Below are 18,582 nucleotides of genomic sequence, written 5' to 3'. Positions count from 1 at the left end.
ACGGCGCACCCCGGCGCCACGGGAGGAGAATGATGTCCGACGGGCAGTCACGCCCCACCAATGACGCGCAGATCGTGGTTTCCGGCCTGAGCAAGCAGTACCGCAACGTGCTCGCGGTCAACAACCTGTCGTTCACGGTCGAGCCAGGTCGGGTCACCGGCTTCCTCGGCCCGAACGGCGCGGGCAAGACCACCACGCTGCGCATGCTGCTGAACCTGGTCACTCCGACCGCCGGCACGGCGACCATCGGTGGCCGCCGGTACCCGGAGTTGGCGGAACCGCTGCGGCACGTCGGCGCGGTGCTGGAGGCGTCCAGCGCGCACAAGGGCCGCACCGGGATCAACCACCTGCGGGTGATCAGCGCGGCGGCCGGGCTACCGCGACAGCGGGCCGACGAGGCGCTCGCGCTGGTCGGCCTGACCCCGGCGGCGAAGCGCAAGTTCAAGGGCTACTCGCTCGGCATGAAGCAGCGGCTCGGCATCGCCGCCGCGATGCTCGGCGACCCGCGGGTGCTCATCCTCGACGAGCCGGCCAACGGGCTGGACCCGGAGGGCATCCGCTGGATGCGCGGGTTCCTCAAGGGCCTGGCCGCCGAGGGCCGTACCGTGCTGGTCTCCAGCCACCTGCTGTCGGAGATGCAGCTCCTCGCCGACGACGTGGTGATCATCGCGGCCGGGCAGCTGGTCCGCCAGGGCCCGGTCGACCAGGTGATCGGATCGATGGCGCAGGGCGTCCGGGTTCGGGTCCGCACCCCGCAGGCCGAGGCGCTGACCAGTGCGCTGGCCGGTGGGCCGGCCAGGGTGCAGACCGACGAGCACGGCGCGTTGCTGATCGCCGGGGTGGACGCCCCGACGGTCGGCCGGGCGGCGCTGGGCGCCGGTGTCGAGCTGCACGAGCTGACCACCGAACGACCCGACCTGGAACGTGTGTTCCTGGAGCTGACGGCTGGAAAGGCGGGCATTCGATGAGCAACCTGGTCCGCTCCGAACTGCTCAAGATCCGTACGACCAGCACCTGGTGGTGGCTGGCGATCGGGGCGTTCCTGTCGATCGCCATGGCCTTCCCGCTCAACGCCTGGCTGTTCAACACGGCGGTCGAGGGCAACGCCGAGGACGTCGGGCTCACCGGCGACGCGGCGTCCGCTCCGGCGCAGGCGGCGAACCTCTACACCTCCGGCCAGTACCTCGGCCTGATGTTCGTGATGCTGATCGGCATCCTGATGGTCACCAACGAGTTCTTCCACCAGACCGCGACCACGACCTTCCTGGCCACTCCGCGACGCACCGCGGTGATCGTCAGCAAGCTGATCGCGGCCAGCCTGCTCGGGTTCGTGTTCTGGCTGGTCACCACGGTGATCGACCTCGGCGCCGGGGCCATCTTCCTGACGTTGAACGACCACGGCACCCTGCTCGGTGAGTGGGAGGTGCAACGGGCGCTGCTGCTCAACCTGATGGCGTACGCCATCTGGACCGTGCTCGGCGTGGGCATCGGCACCCTGATCACCAACCAGCTGGGCGCGGTGATCACCGCCTCGGTGCTCTACCTGATCGGCACCCAGGTCGTCAGCGTGCTCTTCTTCATGCTGTCGAGCTGGCTGGACAGCCTGGCCGTACTGAAGTGGCAGGTGCTCTGGCCGGCCGTCGCGTCCCAGGTCATGATCACGCCGGGCGAGAACGAGATGCTGCCGGCCTGGTGGGTGGGCGTGCTCGTGCTGATCGGCTACGCGCTGGTCAGCGGCATCATCGGGGTACTACTCACCCGGCGGCGCGACATCTCCTGACGTCTCGCGGGCCGCAACCGCCCGCTCGACGGCCCACGATGGGCCCGGCACACCGGCGAACGACCGGTGTACCGGGCCCATCAGGTCGTTACCGCAAGCATCCGGACACGCGGCGCTTACCGAACTTCTAGCATCTCTTGTGAATCGGACCACGCGGCGGAGGCGGAAATGCCTTAGCGATCGGTACGGCGTAGCCTGGGATCCGTCCTGTGCGCCCGTCCCGGCGCTGGCGGACCCCGCGTGACACACAAACCCGCGTGAAAGAGGCGATTACCGGCCGTGTCGACCCAGCAGACTTCGCAGGAGAACCCACTGGCGGGTTTCGGCCCGAACGAGTGGGTCGTCGAGGAGATGTATCAGCGCTACCTCGCCGACCCCAGCAGCGTCGACCCGGCCTGGCACGACTTCTTCGCCGACTACCGGCCCGGCCCGGGCACGGCCCGCTCGGCCGACGGTGACGGCGCGGGCCGGTCGACGACCACCACCGCCACCCGCAAGGAACCGGCCCCGGCCAAGACCGAGGCGGCGGCCAAGCCGGACTCGGCCACCAAGACCGCGCCGGCCGCCAAGGCCGAGCCGCGTACCGCGCCGGCTCCGGCGAAGGCCCAGCCGGCGAAGACCCCGGCCAAGGCCGCGCCGGCGAAGACCGCGCCGACCGCCACCGGCCCGCAGAACACCCCGTTGCGCGGCGTGGCCGCCAAGATCGTCCAGAACATGGACGCCTCGCTGGCCGTGCCGACCGCGACCAGTGTGCGCGCCGTGCCGGCGAAGCTGCTGGTGGACAACCGGATCGTGATCAACAACCACCTGGCCCGAGGGCGTGGTGGCAAGGTCAGCTTCACCCACCTGGTCGGCTACGCGCTGGTCCGGGCGCTGGTCGCGCACCCGGAGATGAACAACTCCTTCGCCGAGGTCGACGGCAAGCCGACCATGGTCCGCCCGGAGCACGTCAACCTGGGCATCGCCATCGACCTGGCCAAGCCCGACGGCAGCCGCAACCTGGTGGTTCCCTCCATCAAGGGCTGCGAACAGATGGACTTCCGGCAGTTCTGGCAGGCGTACGAGGACGTCGTCCGGCGCGCTCGCCGCAACGAGCTGACCATGGACGACTACTCCGGCACCACCATTTCGCTGACCAACCCGGGCGGCATCGGCACCGTGCACTCGATGCCGCGCCTGATGCAGGGCCAGAGCGCGATCATCGGGGTCGGCGCGATGGAGTACCCGGCGCCGTACCAGGGCATGAGCGAGGCCACCCTGGCCGAGCTGGCGGTCAGCAAGGTCATCACGCTGACCAGCACGTACGACCACCGGATCATCCAGGGCGCGCAGTCCGGCGAGTTCCTCAAGGTGATGCACGAGCTGCTGCTCGGCGAGCACGGCTACTACGACCAGATCTTCACCTCGCTGCGCATCCCGTACGAGCCGGTGCGCTGGATGCGGGACGTCGCGGTCGACAGCGAAGGCCAGATCAACAAGACCGCACGGGTGCACGAGCTGATCCACTCGTACCGGGTGCGCGGCCACCTGATGGCCGACACCGACCCGCTGGAGTTCAAGATCCGCAAGCACCCGGATCTGGACGTGCTCCAGCACGGGCTGACCCTGTGGGACCTGGACCGCACCTTCCCGGTCAACGGCTTCAACGGCCGGCAGCGGATGCGGCTGCGGGAGATCCTCGGTGTGCTGCGCGACTCGTACTGCCGGCGGGTCGGCATCGAGTACATGCACATCCAGGACCCGGCCGAGCGCCGCTGGATCCAGGAGCGGGTCGAGCGCAGGTACGAGAAGCCCCCGGCCGACGAGCAGAAGCACGTGCTGAACCGGCTCAACGCGGCCGAGGCGTTCGAGACCTTCCTACAGACCAAGTACGTCGGCCAGAAGCGCTTCTCGCTGGAAGGCGGCGAGTCGCTGATCCCGCTGCTCGGCGAGGTGCTGGAGGCCGCCGCCGAGGGCGACCTGGACGAGGTCGTGATCGGCATGGCCCACCGGGGCCGGCTCAACGTGCTGGCCAACATCGTCGGCAAGCCGTACGAGAAGATCTTCTCGGAGTTCGAGGGGCACCTGGACCCGCGTTCCACCCAGGGCTCCGGTGACGTGAAGTACCACCTCGGCCAGAACGGCAAGTTCACCACCCCCGACGGTGACCACTCGGTCAAGGTCTCGGTGGTGGCGAACCCGTCGCACCTGGAGGCGGTGGACCCGGTGCTGGAGGGCATCGTCCGGGCCAAGCAGGACCGCATCGACCTCAAGCTGGAGGGCTACACCGTGCTGCCGCTGGCGGTGCACGGCGACGCCGCCTTCGCCGGTCAGGGTGTGGTGGCCGAGACGCTCAACCTCTCCCAGCTGCGCGGCTACCGCACCGGCGGAACGGTGCACGTGGTGGTCAACAACCAGGTCGGCTTCACCACCGCCCCGGAGTACAGCCGCTCCAGCCTCTACAGCACCGACGTGGCCCGGATGATCCAGGCGCCGATCTTCCACGTCAACGGCGACGACCCCGAGGCCGTGGTCCGGGTCGCCCGGCTGGCCTTCGAGTACCGGCAGACGTTCAACAAGGACGTCGTGATCGACATGGTCTGCTACCGGCGGCGCGGCCACAACGAGGGCGACGACCCGTCGATGTCCAACCCCCAGATGTACAAGATCATCGACTCGAAGCGTTCGGTCCGCAAGCTCTACACCGAGGAGCTGATCGGCCGCGGTGACATCACCGTGGAGGACGCGGAGGAGCTGCTGCGCGACTACCAGGCCCAGCTGGAGCGGGTCTTCAAGGCCACCCGCGACGCGGCCACCACGCCGCGCCAGCTCAGCCGGCCGGCCCGGCAGGACGAGCCGGAGCCGCAGGTCGAGACGGCCACCGAGGCGTCGATCGTCAAGGCCATCGGCGAGGCGCACGTCAACCTGCCCGACGGCTTCACCCCGCACAAGCGGATCCAGCAACTGCTCGACCGGCGGGCCAAGATGGCCGTCGAGGGCAGCATCGACTGGGGCTTCGGCGAGATCATCGCCTTCGGTGCCCTGCTGCACGACGGGGTCACCGTCCGGCTCGCCGGGCAGGACTCGCGGCGCGGCACCTTCGTGCAGCGGCACGCCTCGATCGTCGACGCCCGGACCGGCGACGACTACCTGCCGTTGAAGTCGCTCACCGGCGACGGTGAGCGCTCCCGGTTCTTCGTGCACGACTCGCTGCTCTCCGAGTACGCCGCGATGGGCTTCGAGTACGGCTACTCGGTGGAGAACCTCGACGCGCTGGTCTGCTGGGAGGCGCAGTTCGGCGACTTCGTCAACGGTGCCCAGTCGGTTATCGACGAGTTCATCTCCTCCGGCGAGGTGAAGTGGGGCCAGCGCTCGGCGGTGACCCTGCTGCTGCCGCACGGCCACGAGGGACAGGGCCCGGACCACACCTCCGGCCGCCCGGAGCGCTTCCTCCAGCTCTGCGCCGAGGACAACATGCGGGTGTCCATCCCGACCACCCCGGCGAACTACTTCCACCTGCTGCGTCGTCAGGCACTGTCGCCCAAGCGCAAGCCGCTGGTGGTGTTCACGCCGAAGTCGCTGCTGCGGCACAAGCTCTGCGTCTCCTCGGTGGAGGACTTCACCACGGGCACCTTCGCCCCGGTCCTCGGCGACCAGGCGGCGCCGGCTCCGGAGCAGGTCAAGCGGGTGCTGCTCTGCTCGGGCAAGGTCTACTACGACCTGTTCCAGGCCCGGCAGGAGCGCGGCGTCACCGACACCGCGATCATCCGTCTGGAGCAGCTCTACCCGATGCCGGTGGAGGAGATCCGGGCCGCTCTCGCCCAGTACCCGAACGCGGAGGACTTCGCCTGGGTGCAGGAGGAGCCGGCCAACCAGGGTGCCTGGTCGTTCGTGGCGCTCAATCTGCTGGAGCACCTGGACGGGGTCCGGCTGCGCCGCATCTCCCGCCCGGCCGCCGCCGCCCCGGCGGTCGGCTCGGCGAAGATGCACGAGGTCGAGCAGAACGCCCTCATCGAGGCGGCACTTCCCCGATCCTGACGAGATCCATCCCGGTCCCGTTCCACCCTCGGGTGGGGCGGGACCGGCCGGCTTCACCGGTACGGCACCGGTGAGGAAGCGAGTAGGCGGATGTACTTCACCGACCGGGGCATCGAGGAGCTGGTCGAGCGGCGCGGCGACGAGCAGGTCAGCCTGGAGTGGCTGGGTGAACGGCTGCGCGACTTCGTCGACCTGAACCCGGAGTTCGAGACGCCGATCGAGCGTTTCGCCACCTGGCTCGCCCGCCTCGACGACGAAGACGACGACTGATCGCGGTGCGTACCTCCCCACCGGGCCGCCCGGCTTCCCGGCTGGCCGCCGGCCAGCGGCGCGGTGGCATCGCGGCGGCCGGGCTCGCCCTGGCGCTGCTGGCCGGGTGCAGCGACCAGGCCGCGCCACCGCCGGTAGCGCCCGAGGTGGCCGGCTCCGCGCTGCCGCCCGCCCCGCCGGAGTTCTTCGTCGACCCGGCGAACCCGGCCGACGCGGAGGCGCAGCGACGTGCGGCCCGTGGCGACCTGGCCGACGCGGAGGCGTTGCGTGAGCTGGGCCGCCGGCCGAGCGCGAAGTGGCTGACCGGCGGACCGGCCCGCGACGAGGTCGACGCCTTCCTGGCGCAGGCCACCCGCTCCGGCCAGACACCGGTCCTGGTGCTGCACAACGTGCCGCAGCGGGACTGCGGGCGGCAGGGCAAGGGTGGTGCTCGTTCCGGCACGGCGTACCAGTCCTGGATCCGTGAGGTCGCCGCCGGCATCGCCGGCCGCCCGGCCATCGTGGTCCTCGAACCGGGCGCCCTGCCCGACGCGGTGACCGGCTGCGTGGCCGACCCCGAAGGCCGCATCGCGCTGCTTCGGGACGCGGTCGCCGTGTTGGCCAGCACCGGTACCGCGCGGATCTACCTCGACGCGGGCCACCCGGACTGGGTCTCCGATGTCGAGAAGCTGGCGGCGGGACTGCACCGGGCCGGCGTCGACGAGGCCGCCGGGTTCGCCCTCAACGTGGCCAACTTCGTCCGTACCGAGGACACCGTCGACTACGGCCACCGGATCTCCGACGCGCTGGGCGGCGAGACCCGCTTCGTCGTCGACACCAGCCGCAACGGCAACGGCCCGTACCCGGCGGACCGGGTGAAGGGGGCGCCGAGCTGGTGCAACCCGCCGGGCCGGGCGGTCGGCGAGGATCCCACCACGGACACCGGCCTGCCCCGGGTGGACGCGCTGCTCTGGGTCAAGTTCCCCGGCGAGTCCGACGGCGACTGCCGACCCGGCGAGCCGGACAGTGGCGAGTTCTGGCCCGAGTACGCCATCTCCCTGACCCAGGACTGACGCTTAACCTCGCGCGCCGTACGGCGGCCCGGCCGGCGCCTACACCGCGCTGCCCGACCCCCACCTCCCCCGACGCACCCCTTTGCTCTGCTTCAACCCGCGCAACGATTTCCGCGCGATACCGCCGCCTGCGTTGAAGCAGAGCAAAGGGCGGCTGAGGGGACTTCCCTGCCGGCCGGGGAGGCGGGTGTGGTCTCCCACCGCAGCGCGACGATCAACGTGGCGGGATCGGCGCCGGGTGCGGGTTGGCCGACTGGTCGGGGGTGAGGCCGGTGCGGCGGAGTTTCTGCCAGCCCAGGCGTCCGCCGGTGAGGGCGGTGACCACCGATTGGATCATGACCAGGTACATCAGCTGCCGGTACGCGAACTGCTGCAACGGCAGCACCCACAGCACGCTCAGCTTCTCCCGGTCGAGCCGGAACGCCACCACCGCGGTCAACAGCTGCAATCCCAGCATGACCAGCCAGGCCACCGCCGTGGCGGTCCGGTCGAGGAAGAACAGGCCGTAGAGCGCGAGCAGGTCGATCACCGGCGCCAGCAGCGGCAGGAGCACCCCGAACAGGCTGAGGAAGAGCAGGCAGCGGCGGGTGAACCGGCCCGACGCGCCGCTGTCCAGCAGGGAGCGGCGGTGCTTCCACATCGCCTGCATGGTGCCGTAGCTCCACCGATACCGCTGCTTCCACAGCTGGCCCAGCGTGGTCGGCGCCTCGGTCCACGCCCGCGCCGTCTCCTCGTAGACCACCTTCCACCCGGCCCGGCCCAGCGCCATGGTGATGTCGGTGTCCTCGGCCAGGGTGTCGTCGGTCATCCCGCCGGCGTACGTCAGCGCCTGGCGGCGGAACGCGCCGATCGCCCCGGGCACGGTGGACATGCAGCGCAGCGACTCGTAGAGCCGACGGTCGAGGTTGAAGCCGATGACGTACTCGATGTGCTGCCACTTGGCGATCAGGCTGTCGCGGTTGCCCACCTTGACGTTGCCGGCGACCGCGCCGACCTGCGGGTCCGCGAACGGCTGGACCAGCCGGCGTACGGAGTCCCGCTCGAACACGGTGTCCCCGTCCACCATGACGATCAGCTCGTTACGGGCCAGCGCCACGCCGGTGTTCAGGGCGCTCGGCTTGCCGCCGTTGGGTTTGCGGACCACCCGCACGTTGGGCAGGCCGAGCGCCTCGGCGATCTCCGCTGTCCCGTCGGTCGAGCCGTCGTCGACGACGATCACCTCGATCCCGCCCGGATGGTCCCCACCGGCCAGCGAGCGGACCGCCGCCGCGATCCCCTCCTTCTCGTTGTACGCGGGCACGATCACCGACACCGGCTCGGTCACCGGCGGTCCCCACGCCCAGTCCTTGGCGCGGCGACGACGGGCGTGCCGGCCGGCGAGCAGGAACAGCAGGACGCTGCGCCCGACGGTGAGCACGCCCACCCCGATGAATAGCCAACCGAGTACGCCGAGCGTCCGGTCTGCCCCCTGCACCGCCCAGATCAGCATCCGGCCGCGCCAGCGCTCCCCCGGTCCGGCCGGCTGGTTGGCCTCGGCCCGGTGCTCGATTCCGGCCTCGGCGAGCGCGAGGTTTACTCCTTCGGTCACCGTCACGAACCGGTAGCCACGGTCCTTCATCAGCGGGATGAACCGGTCGAGCGCGGCCAGGGTCTGGGCCCGCTCACCGCCCGCGTCGTGCCAGAGCGTGATGGCACCCGAGTATCCGGCCGGGGTCACGTTGGCGATGATCTGGTCCAGTCCGGGCCGCGCCCAGTCCCGGCTGTCGGTGTCGTTGAGCACGCTGAGGTAGCCCAGGTCGCCGGCGTGGGTGAACACCGGCCAGTCGTCGTTGCCGATGGCCATGGGAAACGACGAGTACGGAAACCGGATCAGCGCGGTACGCACCCCGGCCGCGCTGGCCACGGCCAACTGGGTCTGGGTGTACTCCAGCTGACGTCGCCAACCGGGCAGGGCGGCCAGGTCCGGGTGGGTGAAGGTGTGGATGCCCAGTTCGTGGCCCTTGGCCACCAGCTCCCGAACCTGGTCCGGATGGCGAGCCACCTGTGACCCGACCACGAAGAACGTTCCGGGTACCTGGTGCGCCTCCAGCACCCGCAACACGGCCGGCGTCCAGACCGGATCCGGGCCGTCGTCGAAGGTGAGCGCGATGGTCCGCGGCGGCAGCCGGTAGGACTGGTGCTGGTCACCGCTGGTGCTGATGATCGGGCCGCCGCTGATCACCGATTCCGGTACCTGGTCCTGACGGACGGGCTGCGCCTCGACCAGTTCCGGGTCGCTCTCGTCGCGGTCCGGGGCGAAGGAGGCGTTGGCGTACGCGCCGACCAGCAGCACGCCGGCCAGCACCGCGCAGAGCACACCGAGCAGCGTCCAACTTGGTGGCGGCACAACCCGGCGACCCAGTGCGGGCCGGCGGTACCGCCGCGATCGCGGCTCAGCCATCGACGCGCGCGGCGACGTCCGGGCTCGGCGGCGGGTCGATCACCGGCGACGGGTCCGTGGACGGCGGTTCAATGCTGGGCGGAGGCGCCGCCGGGGTGCTCCGGCTGGGGCGAGGTTCGGCCGATGGCGACGACACGACGCGGCTCGGCACGGTCGTGACGGCCCGCGACGGGGTGGCCGACGCCCGGGTGGTGCCGCCAGACGAAACGACCGGCGCGGCCGGGCGGGTCGGGGTGGCCGACGTGGGTGCCACAGCGGGTAGCGACGGCGCCGGGGGCGGCTGCCAGGGCTGCTGCTGCCGGGTCGGCTCCACGAAGGGCAGCACCGTCTCGGAGTTGACCGGAGCGCCGACGAAGCTCGCCGCGACCAGCCCGGTGTAGAGCGCCCCGGCCAGCCCCAGGCCGTACGCGATCCACCGCAGCCGGGACCGGCGGCGGCCGCTGGGGTCGACGAACACCGGTGGTGGCGAAGGAATCGCCGCGATCACGCTGGTCGGGCTGTCCCCCCGGACCATCAGCACGGTCGGCGCGTCCACCGTCGCCGGCTGCACCGTCGGGGCGGCGGTCGCCGGCTGGACCACCGTGGGGGCGTCCACGACCCGTCGGCCCGGGCCGACCCCGTCGGCCTCCGGCCACGCCAGCCGCGCGAGATCGGCAGCGCGTTCCTGCGCTGCGGGCTGCCGGCCGTCGTGCGCGCCGGGTGCCCCATAAGCGCCGGTCAGCCGGTCCCCAGTCATGGGTCGGCAGTCTAGGAGTGAGGGGTGTTCGAGTTGCGCGCGGAGTCGGCGACCGAGATGCAATTTGCATCCCGACAATCATCGCGTGGCCGGGTTGCTGCGGAGCGTCACAATCCGCTCGTCCGCCGGGTCCACCAGGAGCCCACACCGGCGCCCTGAGCTGGCCGATCCCCATCCCGACCGGGTCGAACGGCCAGATGTTGATCAGATCAACGGCGACCAAGGTCATCCGGACCGGTCTCCGCGACCGGCGAAGCGGCCATAAATGCAGGTCCGCCCAGTGGTTCCCGGGTCGACCCTGGCCGCCGCCAGCGTGCCGACGACACCGACGCCGGGCGGCCGGAATGCCCGGGTACGAGGACCCGGGCGGGAGTGACCTGGATCTTGTAGCGTGAGTCCCGTGGCCCGAAGCGTGTACCTGACCAGCGTCGGCTCGGGCGGGGGGAAGTCGACGATCGCCCTCGGCCTGGCCGAGCTGCTGTCCCGGCAGGTCGGCCGGATCGGCGTGTTCCGTCCACTTGTCACGCCAGGCCGGCCGGACCCGATTCTCGCCCTGCTCAGCGAGCGGTACCGGGTCGGGTTGCCGGTCGCCGACCTCTCCGGCACCACGTACGCCGAGGCGACCGCACTCGTCGCCGACGGCCGGCGCGAGGAGCTGATCGCCCGGATCGTCGAGCGCTACCGGAACGTGGAACGGCAGTTTCCCGCCATGGTCGTGGTGGGCAGCGACTTCGCCGACGCCGGTGACAGTGCCGGGCCGCGCGAACTGGCGTTCAACGCCCGGCTGGCCACGGAGTTCGGCAGTGTCGTGGTGCCCGTGGTGGACGGCTTCGGGCAGCAACCGGCAGCCATCACCGCGGCCAGCCGAGGGGCGTACCACGATGTGGTGGACCTCGGCGCGACCGTGCTCGCCGTGCTCGCCAACCGGGTGCCGGGCACCATGTCGCTGCCCCGCCTGCCGGTGCCCGCGTACGCCATTCCGGAGGTGCCCAGCGTCTCGGCGCCGACGGTGGCCGAGGTGGCGGCGGCGCTCGGCGCCACCCTGCTGGCCGGCGACGACACCGCGCTCGCCCGCGACGTGCTCGACTACGTGGTCGGCGCGGCACATGTGCCGACCCTGCTGGAGCACCTGACCGAGGGAGCCCTGCTGATCATGCCGGGCGACCGCGACGACCTGCTGGTCGCCGCGAGTGCGGCGCACGTGGCCGGTCAGGTCTCACTGGCCGGGCTGGTGCTCACCCTCGGCGTGCCCCCCGACCCCCGGGCGATGCGGCTGGTGGAGGCGCTCAACGCCCGCCTCGCGGTGCTCTCGGTGCCCACCGACAGCTACCACACGGTGGCCGCGTCGAGCCGCATCGAAGGTCGGCCCAGCACCGCGAACCCGCGCAAGGTGGAGGCCGCCCTCGGTGCCTTCGAGGCGCACGTCGACACCGCCGAGCTGGCCAGCCGGTTGCGGGTCAGCCGCTCCGCGCGGGTCACCCCGCTGATGTTCGAGTACGACCTGATCGACCGGGCCCGGGCCCAGCGGCGGCACCTGGTGCTGCCCGAGGGGAGCGAGGAACGGATCCTGCGCGCCACCGAGATCCTGCTGCGCCGGGGGGTGGCCGACCTGACCCTGCTCGGTCGACCCGAGGAGGTCGCCCGCCGGGCCCGGGAGCTGGGCGTGGACGTCGGCGCGGCCCGGGTGGTGGATCCGGCCAGCAGCCAGTGGCGCGACGAGTTCGCCGAGGCGTACGCGAAGCTGCGCGGCCATCGGGGCGTCACCGTCGAGCTGGCGTACGACATCGTCGCCCAGCCGAACTACTTCGGCACCATGATGGTGTGGGCCGGCTACGCCGACGGCATGGTCTCCGGTGCCACCCACACCACCGCCGCCACCATCCGGCCCGCGTTCGAGATCGTGAAGACCGTGCCGGAGGTTTCCGTCGCCTCCAGTGTCTTCTTCATGCTGCTCGCCGACCGGGTGCTGGTCTACGGCGACTGCGCGGTCAACCGCGATCCGGACGCCGCCCAGCTCGCCGACATCGCGATCTCCTCGGCCGACACCACGGCCCGGTTCGGCATCGAACCCCGGGTGGCCATGCTGTCGTACTCGACGGGCAGTTCCGGCGCGGGTGCGGACGTGGAGAAGGTCGCGGCGGCCACCGCGCTGGTCCGCCAACGCCGGCCCGACCTGGCCGTGGAGGGTCCGATCCAGTACGACGCCGCGATCGACCCGGCGGTGGCGGCGACGAAACTGCCGGACAGCACGGTCGCCGGGCGGGCCACCGTCTTCATCTTTCCGGACCTGAACACCGGCAACAACACGTACAAGGCGGTGCAGCGCTCGGCCGGGGCGGTGGCCGTCGGGCCGGTGATGCAGGGCCTGCGCCGCCCGGTCAACGATCTCTCCCGAGGGGCCACCGTGCCGGACATCGTCAACACCGTCGCGATCACCGCCATCCAGGCCGCCGCGCTCGCCGACGGCGGGGCCGCGTCGTGACCAAGGCGCTCGTGCTCAACTGCGGCTCGTCCTCGGTCAAATACCGGCTGTACGACGCCGATCAGGTCCTCGCCAAGGGCACCGTGGAGCGGGTCGGCGAGCCGGGTGGCGGGCCGCCCGACCACGCCGCCGCCGTCCGGCAGATCCTCGGCGGGCTGGACCTGAACGGGCTCACCGTGGTCGGGCACCGGGTGGTGCACGGCGGTCGGCGGTTCACCGCGCCGACGCTGGTGGACGACGCGGTGCTGGCCGCCATCACCGACCTGGTGCCGCTGGCCCCACTGCACAACCCGGCGAATCTGGCCGGCATCGCGATGGCCCGCGAGGCACTGCCGGAGGTGCCGCAGGTCGCCGTCTTCGACACCGCGTTCCACCACACGCTGCCCGACTCCGCCGCCACCTACGCGATCGACCACGACATCGCGCAGCGGTACGGCATCCGGCGGTACGGCTTCCACGGCACCTCGCACTCGTACGTCTCCCGGCGTACCGCCGAACTGCTGGAGCGTCCGTACGACCAGGTCAACACGGTCAGCCTGCACCTGGGCAACGGGGCCAGCGCGTGCGCGGTCGCCGGTGGGCGCAGCGTCGCCACGTCGATGGGCATGTCCCCGCTGGAGGGCCTGGTGATGGGCACCCGCAGCGGCGATCTGGATCCGACCATCGTGTTCCACCTGCGCCGGGAGGGCGGGATGGGGGTGGACGAGATCGACGACCTGCTCAACCACCGCAGTGGCCTGCTCGGGTTGACCGGCGCCAACGACATGCGCGAGGTACTGACCCGCCGGGCGGCCGGGGACGCGGCGGCGGCGCTCGCCTTCGACGTCTACTGCCGCCGGATCACCGGGTACGTCGGGGCGTACTACGCCCTGCTCGGACGGGTGGACGCGGTCACCTTCACGGCCGGCGTCGGTGAACACGCGGCACCGGTGCGGGCCGCCGCCCTCGCCGGGCTCGACCGACTGGGCATCACCGTCGACGCGGACCGCAACGCGGGCAGCGGCGACCGGTTCATATCACCGGCCGGCGCCGAGGTGGCGGTCTGCGTGATCGGCACCGACGAGGAACGGGAGATCGCTCGCGCGGCCCGGGCGGTGGTCGCCGCCGGCTGACGCCGCTCAGTTGACGGCGAGCCAGCCGGCGAGGGCGACCAGCAGCACCACGAGCACGGCCACCCCGATGATCAGGCCGGTACGGGACGACGACTCGGCCGGTGTCTCGGTGGTGTCGGCGGCGAAGGCGCGGAATGCCTGTGTGTTGCCGCTGGGGTCGGTGTAGTTCTCAGCCATGCCGGGAACCATAGCGAAGCTGGACCGCTCGGACGGCCCGTGACGGTCGGCCGAACGGCTGGCGTACGCCACCGGGCAACCGGACCCGGGCGGACGGCCGGTGGCTCTACCGTGATGCCGTGGGGATCAGGCGGCGGCTCGCCGCGTCGACGATGACCGTGCTGTTGGCCTGGCTGACGGGTTGCGCCTCGGCCAGCGTCCCGCCCGCGCAGCCGGCACCGACCGGGCCGGCACCGCAGATGTCGTACGCGGTCGGGGTCCGCACCTTCGTCGTGGATCCCCATTCGGCCCGCCCACTGCCGGTGACCGTGTGGTATCCGACCGTGGGCACCCGGGTGGCCGACGGCCGGTTCCCGGTGGTGCTCTACAGCCACGGTCTGGCCAGCCTGCCCGAGCTGCACGCCGGCCTGACCGCCCGGTGGGCCGCCGCCGGTTTCGTGGTGGCCGCCCCCGCGTACCCGCACACCCGGCGCGGCGCCGCCCACTTCTCCCGGGCGGACGTACGCCACCAGCCGGCCGACGGGTGGCGGGTGATCCGGCATCTGGTCCGGCTCGACCGCCGGGCCGGTGAACCACTCGCCGGTCACCTCGACGTGCAGCGGATGGCGGCGGCCGGCCATTCGGCCGGCGGCTTCACCACCTCGGGCATGTTCACCAGCGGGCGCCCGGCCCGGCTACGGGCCGGCATCGTGATCGCCGGTGGCGGGATGGCGGGCGGCTTCGCCGAGCCACCCGCGCCGATGCTCTTCGTGCACGGCACCGCCGACCAGGTGGTACCGCTGAGCGTCGGGCGGGCCGCCTACCGCCGGACGATCGGCCCGGCCAGCTTCCTGAGCCTGCTCGGCCAGGGGCACGGCGAGTACCTCATCCCCGGCCGCCCCGGCTTCACCCAGGTCCTCGGCATCACCACCGACTTCCTCCGCTGGACCCTCTACGGCGACCAACAGGCCGCCCGCCGCCTCCCCACCCACGCCCACCCCCCCGCCATAACCACCCTAGAAACCCACCCCTAACCCACCCCTAACCCACCCCACCCCCACGCCGCCCCCCGCCCCACCCGCCACGTCGATCTTGCACTTTCTGCCGCGACATCTACTGCCGAAAGGTGCATTTCGGCGACGAGAACTGCAAGATCGGCGCGGCGGGAGGGGGTGGGGCGGCGTGGGGGCGGGGTGGGGGTGAGGGAGGATTGGTTCATGTTTCGTCGTGGTGCTGCTTTGGTGCTCGCTGGTGCGTTGGCCGCTGGGGCGTTGGTGGGGTGCTCCAGCGACACCGAACCCGCCTCGACAGCGGGTGCCACCGCCACACCGGAGGCCACTCCGGCGCCCTCGGCCAGCGCGTCGGCGCCGACGATTCCCGCCGGTAGCGCACCGGAACAGAGCTTCGCGGTCGGCGTACGGCAGCTCAAGCGCAACCGCGACGGCGACCGGCCGTTGCCGATCACCATCTGGTACCCGGCGGCCGGACGGGCCGGCGGAAAGGCCACCAACTCGGCCCGGGCGGCCGACGGGCGGTTCCCGGTCGTCATGTTCAGCCACGGCCTGGGCGGCCGGCCCGCGGACTACCAGGCCCTGCTGACCCGGTGGGCGGCGGCCGGCTTCGTGGTGGCCGCGCCGACCTTCCCGCACACCTCCGGATCGGGCCAGCCCAACGTGCTCGACGTGCTCAACCAACCGGCCGACGTGTCGTACGTGCTGACCCAGGTGCTCGCCCTGGACACCCGCGACGGTGACCTGCTGCGCGGCCGGCTGGCCACCGATCGGGTGGCCGCCGCCGGGCACTCGGCCGGCGCGGTGACCACCATCGGGCTGTTCACCGCCGGACGGGACGAGCGGCTGGCCGCCGGGATCGTCTTCGCCGGCACCGCGCTGGGCGTCGGCACCGCCTTCGCGGGTGCGGCGGCACCGCAACTGTTCGTGCACGGTGAGGCCGACGAGGTGGTGCAGTACGCGGCCGGCAAGGCGGTGTACGACAAGGTGCCCTGGCCCAAGGCGATGCTGAGCCTGCCCAACGGCGACCACGGCCGGGCCCTGCTGGGTAACGGCACCTCGCTACGGGTCGTCGCCGACACCACCATCGAGTTCCTGCGCTGGACGCTCTACGGCGACGGCGACGCGAAGGAGCGCATCGACGCTGCCGCCGCCCGCGACGACGTCGCCACCCTCGACAACCGGCTGTAACCGAAGGAAGGGCACCTTCTTAACGCCTCAGGTAGAGGAAGGGCCCCCTGTTAACACCTCGCGTCACGCGGTGTGGTCGACCACGACCTTGCCGAAGACGTCTCCCGAGTGCAGCCGGGCGAAGGCCTCCTCGACCCGGCTGAACGGCACCACGCTGTCCACCACCGGGCGCACGTCCCGCTCGGCGCAGAAGGCGAGCAGATCGGCCAGGTCGGCCGGGGTGCCCATCGAGGTGCCCAGAATCTCCAGTTGCATGGCGAAGACCCGGCGCAGGTTGACCTTCGGTTCGTGCCCGGCGGTCGCGCCGGAGACCACGATCCGGGCCCCGGCAGCGGCGGACTTGAGCGAGTGGTCGAAGGTGGCCGCGCCGACGGTCTCGATCACCACGTCGACCCGTTCGGGCAGCCGCGCACCGGGTTCGACGGCGGTCGCGCCCAGGCCGGCGATCCGCTCCCGCTTGGCGGCGTCGCGGCTGGTCGCGTACACCCGTTTGCCCATCGCGGCGGCGAGCGCGACCGCCGCGGTGGCCACGCCGCCCCCGGCGCCCTGGACCAGGACGGCCTCGGCCTCGGCCACGCGGCCCTTGGTGGTGAGCATCCGCCACGCGGTCAGCCAGGCCGTCGGCAGGCACGCCGCGTCGGTCGCCGCCAGGCCCGCCGGCAGCGGCAGCAGGTTCCACCGGGGTACGGCCACCCGCTCGGCGAGCGTGCCCGGGAAGTGCTCGGAGAGGATGGACATTCCGCGCGGGTCGCCCGGGGTCGGCACCACCGGGTAGACCACGACCTCGTTGCCGTCGGGGTCGATGCCGACCGCGTCGCAGCCGAGGATCATCGGCAGTTGGTCGGCGCGCAGCCCGACGCCGCGTAGCGACCAGAGGTCGTGGTGGTTGAGCGAGCTGGCCGTGACGCGCAGGGACACCCAGTCGTCGTCGGGCAGGCTCGGCTCGGGCTGATCACCGACGGTGAGCGCGGCGAGCGGGTCGGCGTCGTCGAAACGGGAGGCGAAGGCGGCACGCATGATCGGCACGGTAACAAGCCGCCCGCCTGTTAAGAAGGGCCCCTTCCTATACACGAGGCGTTAAGAAGGTGCCCTTCCTTACACCTCAGGCGCGGGCAACGCCGTCGCGGCGGGCGGCTTCGGCGACCGCTGCGGCGACGGCGGGGGCGACCCGCGGGTCCAGCGGGGAGGGCACGATCGCCTCGGGAGTGAGCGTCTCGGCCACCACGGAGGCGATGGCGTCGGCCGCCGCGACCTTCATCGCGTCGGTGACCCGGCTGGCCCGGGCCTGCAACGCTCCCCGGAACACGCCCGGGAAGGCCAGCACGTTGTTGATCTGGTTCGGATAGTCGCTGCGACCGGTGGCGACCACCGCGACATGCCGCGCGGCCACCTCGGGGTGCACCTCCGGCGTGGGGTTGGCCAGCGCGAAGACGATGCCACCGGGCGCCATCCCGGCGACCGCGTGCTCGGGGATCTGCCCGCCGGAGACGCCGATCAGCACGTCGGCGTCGCGCAGCGCCTCGGCGACGTCGCCCTGCCGCCCGTCGGCGTTGGTCAGCTCGGCCAGTTCCGCCTTGGTGCCGGTCAGCCCGTTGCGGTACGCGGAGATGATGCCCTGTGAGTCGCAGACCACCACCTGGTCCGGGTCCACTCCCCCGGCCACCAGCATCCTGGTCACCGCCACGCCGGCCGCGCCCGCGCCACTGACCGCCACCCGCAGGTCGCCGAGCTTGCGGTTGAGCAAAGCGGCGGCGTTGCGCAACGCGGCCAGTACGACGATCGCGGTGCCGTGCTGGTCGTCGTGGAAGACCGGGATGTCCAGCGCCTCGTCGAGCCGGCGTTCCACCTCGAAGCAGCGGGGTGCGCTGATGTCCTCCAGGTTGATTCCGCCGAACGAGGGTGCCAGCGCCTTGACCACCGCGACGATCTCGTCGACGTCCTGGGTGTCCAGGCAGACCGGTACCGCGTCGACCCCGCCGAACTGCTTGAACAGCACGGCCTTGCCCTCCATCACCGGCAGCGCGGCGCGCGGGCCGATGTTGCCGAGACCGAGTACGGCAGAGCCGTCGGTGACGACCGCGACGGTGTTCGACGCCCAGGTGTAGTCGTGGGCGAGCGTCGGGTCCTCGGCGATGGCCTCGCAGACCCGGGCAACCCCCGGGGTGTACGCGAGGGAGAGGTCGTCCCGGCTGGTCAGTGGCACCGTCGAGACGACGGCCATCTTGCCGCCCCGGTGCAGTTGGAAGACGGGATCAGCAGGGTCCACGGTGGACGAAGGCATGGTGACTCCAGGATCTGGCGAGCAGATGGACCAGCCGGTCGGGCACACGGTGAGG

General features: G+C 71.7%; 14 protein-coding genes. 9 read left to right on the top strand and 5 right to left on the bottom strand.

The genetic code is table 11. The features are described 5' to 3' along the window. The first annotated feature begins 32 nt into the window (after nucleotides 1-32). The 5 genes from E0H26_RS12430 (at nucleotide 33) to E0H26_RS12410 (ending at nucleotide 7,119) form a co-directional block, all read left to right on the top strand. Entirely contained in the window at nucleotides 33-968 is a 936-nt protein-coding gene (locus E0H26_RS12430; RefSeq protein WP_131303740.1) for an ABC transporter ATP-binding protein, read from the top strand. Beyond that, on the top strand, nucleotides 965-1,780 hold the full coding sequence (locus E0H26_RS12425) for an ABC transporter permease (RefSeq protein ID WP_131303739.1): 816 nt from the start codon (nucleotides 965-967) through the stop codon (nucleotides 1,778-1,780). The genes E0H26_RS12430 and E0H26_RS12425 overlap by 4 nt, the downstream gene beginning before the upstream one ends. Nucleotides 1,781-2,059: 279 nt before the next feature. Beyond that, the gene (locus E0H26_RS12420; protein ID WP_131303738.1) at nucleotides 2,060-5,797 is read left to right on the top strand and encodes a multifunctional oxoglutarate decarboxylase/oxoglutarate dehydrogenase thiamine pyrophosphate-binding subunit/dihydrolipoyllysine-residue succinyltransferase subunit; all 3,738 of its coding nucleotides are present in this window, start codon (nucleotides 2,060-2,062) and stop codon (nucleotides 5,795-5,797) included. A 90-nt stretch (nucleotides 5,798-5,887) separates the two neighbouring features. After that, nucleotides 5,888-6,067 carry a DUF6104 family protein gene (locus E0H26_RS12415; protein WP_131303737.1) on the top strand — a complete coding sequence of 60 codons (180 nt, stop codon included), beginning with the start codon at nucleotides 5,888-5,890 and terminating at the stop codon, nucleotides 6,065-6,067. Nucleotides 6,068-6,072: 5 nt separating this feature from the next. After that, complete coding sequence (locus E0H26_RS12410; protein ID WP_240742118.1) at nucleotides 6,073-7,119, top strand: glycoside hydrolase family 6 protein; 1,047 nt, start codon at nucleotides 6,073-6,075, stop codon at nucleotides 7,117-7,119. Between the two features lie 214 nt (nucleotides 7,120-7,333). Here the strand turns inward: E0H26_RS12410 and E0H26_RS12405 are convergent, their stop codons facing one another. Further along, entirely contained in the window at nucleotides 7,334-9,559 is a 2,226-nt protein-coding gene (locus tag E0H26_RS12405) for a bifunctional polysaccharide deacetylase/glycosyltransferase family 2 protein (RefSeq protein ID WP_131303736.1), read from the bottom strand. Next, entirely contained in the window at nucleotides 9,552-10,295 is a 744-nt protein-coding gene (locus E0H26_RS12400) for a hypothetical protein (RefSeq protein WP_131303735.1), read from the bottom strand. The genes E0H26_RS12405 and E0H26_RS12400 overlap by 8 nt, the downstream gene beginning before the upstream one ends. A 391-nt stretch (nucleotides 10,296-10,686) precedes the next feature. On the opposite strand from E0H26_RS12400, the gene pta reads away from it, so the two are divergent. Together pta and E0H26_RS12390 are read left to right on the top strand one after the other, a co-directional pair. Further along, complete coding sequence (gene pta, locus E0H26_RS12395; protein WP_131303734.1) at nucleotides 10,687-12,777, top strand: phosphate acetyltransferase; 2,091 nt, start codon at nucleotides 10,687-10,689, stop codon at nucleotides 12,775-12,777. Then, entirely contained in the window at nucleotides 12,774-13,889 is a 1,116-nt protein-coding gene (locus E0H26_RS12390) for an acetate/propionate family kinase (protein WP_131303733.1), read from the top strand. Before pta ends, E0H26_RS12390 begins: the two co-directional genes overlap by 4 nt. 6 nt (nucleotides 13,890-13,895) lie before the next feature. On the opposite strand, the gene E0H26_RS29285 is transcribed toward E0H26_RS12390, so the two are convergent. Beyond that, nucleotides 13,896-14,066: a hypothetical protein gene (locus E0H26_RS29285; protein WP_165521829.1), complete on the bottom strand. Its 171-nt coding sequence runs from the start codon at nucleotides 14,064-14,066 to the stop codon at nucleotides 13,896-13,898. Nucleotides 14,067-14,218: 152 nt separating this feature from the next. On the opposite strand from E0H26_RS29285, the gene E0H26_RS12385 reads away from it, so the two are divergent. Both E0H26_RS12385 and E0H26_RS12380 read left to right on the top strand, forming a co-directional pair. After that, nucleotides 14,219-15,079: an alpha/beta hydrolase family protein gene (locus E0H26_RS12385; RefSeq protein WP_420812829.1), complete on the top strand. Its 861-nt coding sequence runs from the start codon at nucleotides 14,219-14,221 to the stop codon at nucleotides 15,077-15,079. A 183-nt stretch (nucleotides 15,080-15,262) separates the two neighbouring features. Then, a complete protein-coding gene (locus tag E0H26_RS12380; protein WP_131303732.1) occupies nucleotides 15,263-16,246 on the top strand; it encodes an alpha/beta hydrolase family protein in 984 nt (327 codons plus the stop codon). A gap of 63 nt (nucleotides 16,247-16,309) precedes the next feature. Here E0H26_RS12380 and E0H26_RS12375 read toward each other — a convergent pair whose 3' ends face one another. Together E0H26_RS12375 and E0H26_RS12370 are read right to left on the bottom strand one after the other, a co-directional pair. After that, nucleotides 16,310-17,272: a zinc-binding dehydrogenase gene (locus E0H26_RS12375; protein ID WP_131303731.1), complete on the bottom strand. Its 963-nt coding sequence runs from the start codon at nucleotides 17,270-17,272 to the stop codon at nucleotides 16,310-16,312. A gap of 76 nt (nucleotides 17,273-17,348) precedes the next feature. Then, the gene (locus tag E0H26_RS12370) at nucleotides 17,349-18,527 is read right to left on the bottom strand and encodes an NAD(P)-dependent malic enzyme (protein WP_131303730.1); all 1,179 of its coding nucleotides are present in this window, start codon (nucleotides 18,525-18,527) and stop codon (nucleotides 17,349-17,351) included. Nucleotides 18,528-18,582 lie beyond the last annotated feature (55 nt).

Source organism: Micromonospora zingiberis (assembly GCF_004331455.1).
GTDB classification, from domain to species: Bacteria; Actinomycetota; Actinomycetes; order Mycobacteriales; family Micromonosporaceae; genus Micromonospora; species Micromonospora zingiberis.
Note: the sequence above shows the minus strand (reverse complement) of the source record. Positions and strands in the feature narration are given on the sequence as shown.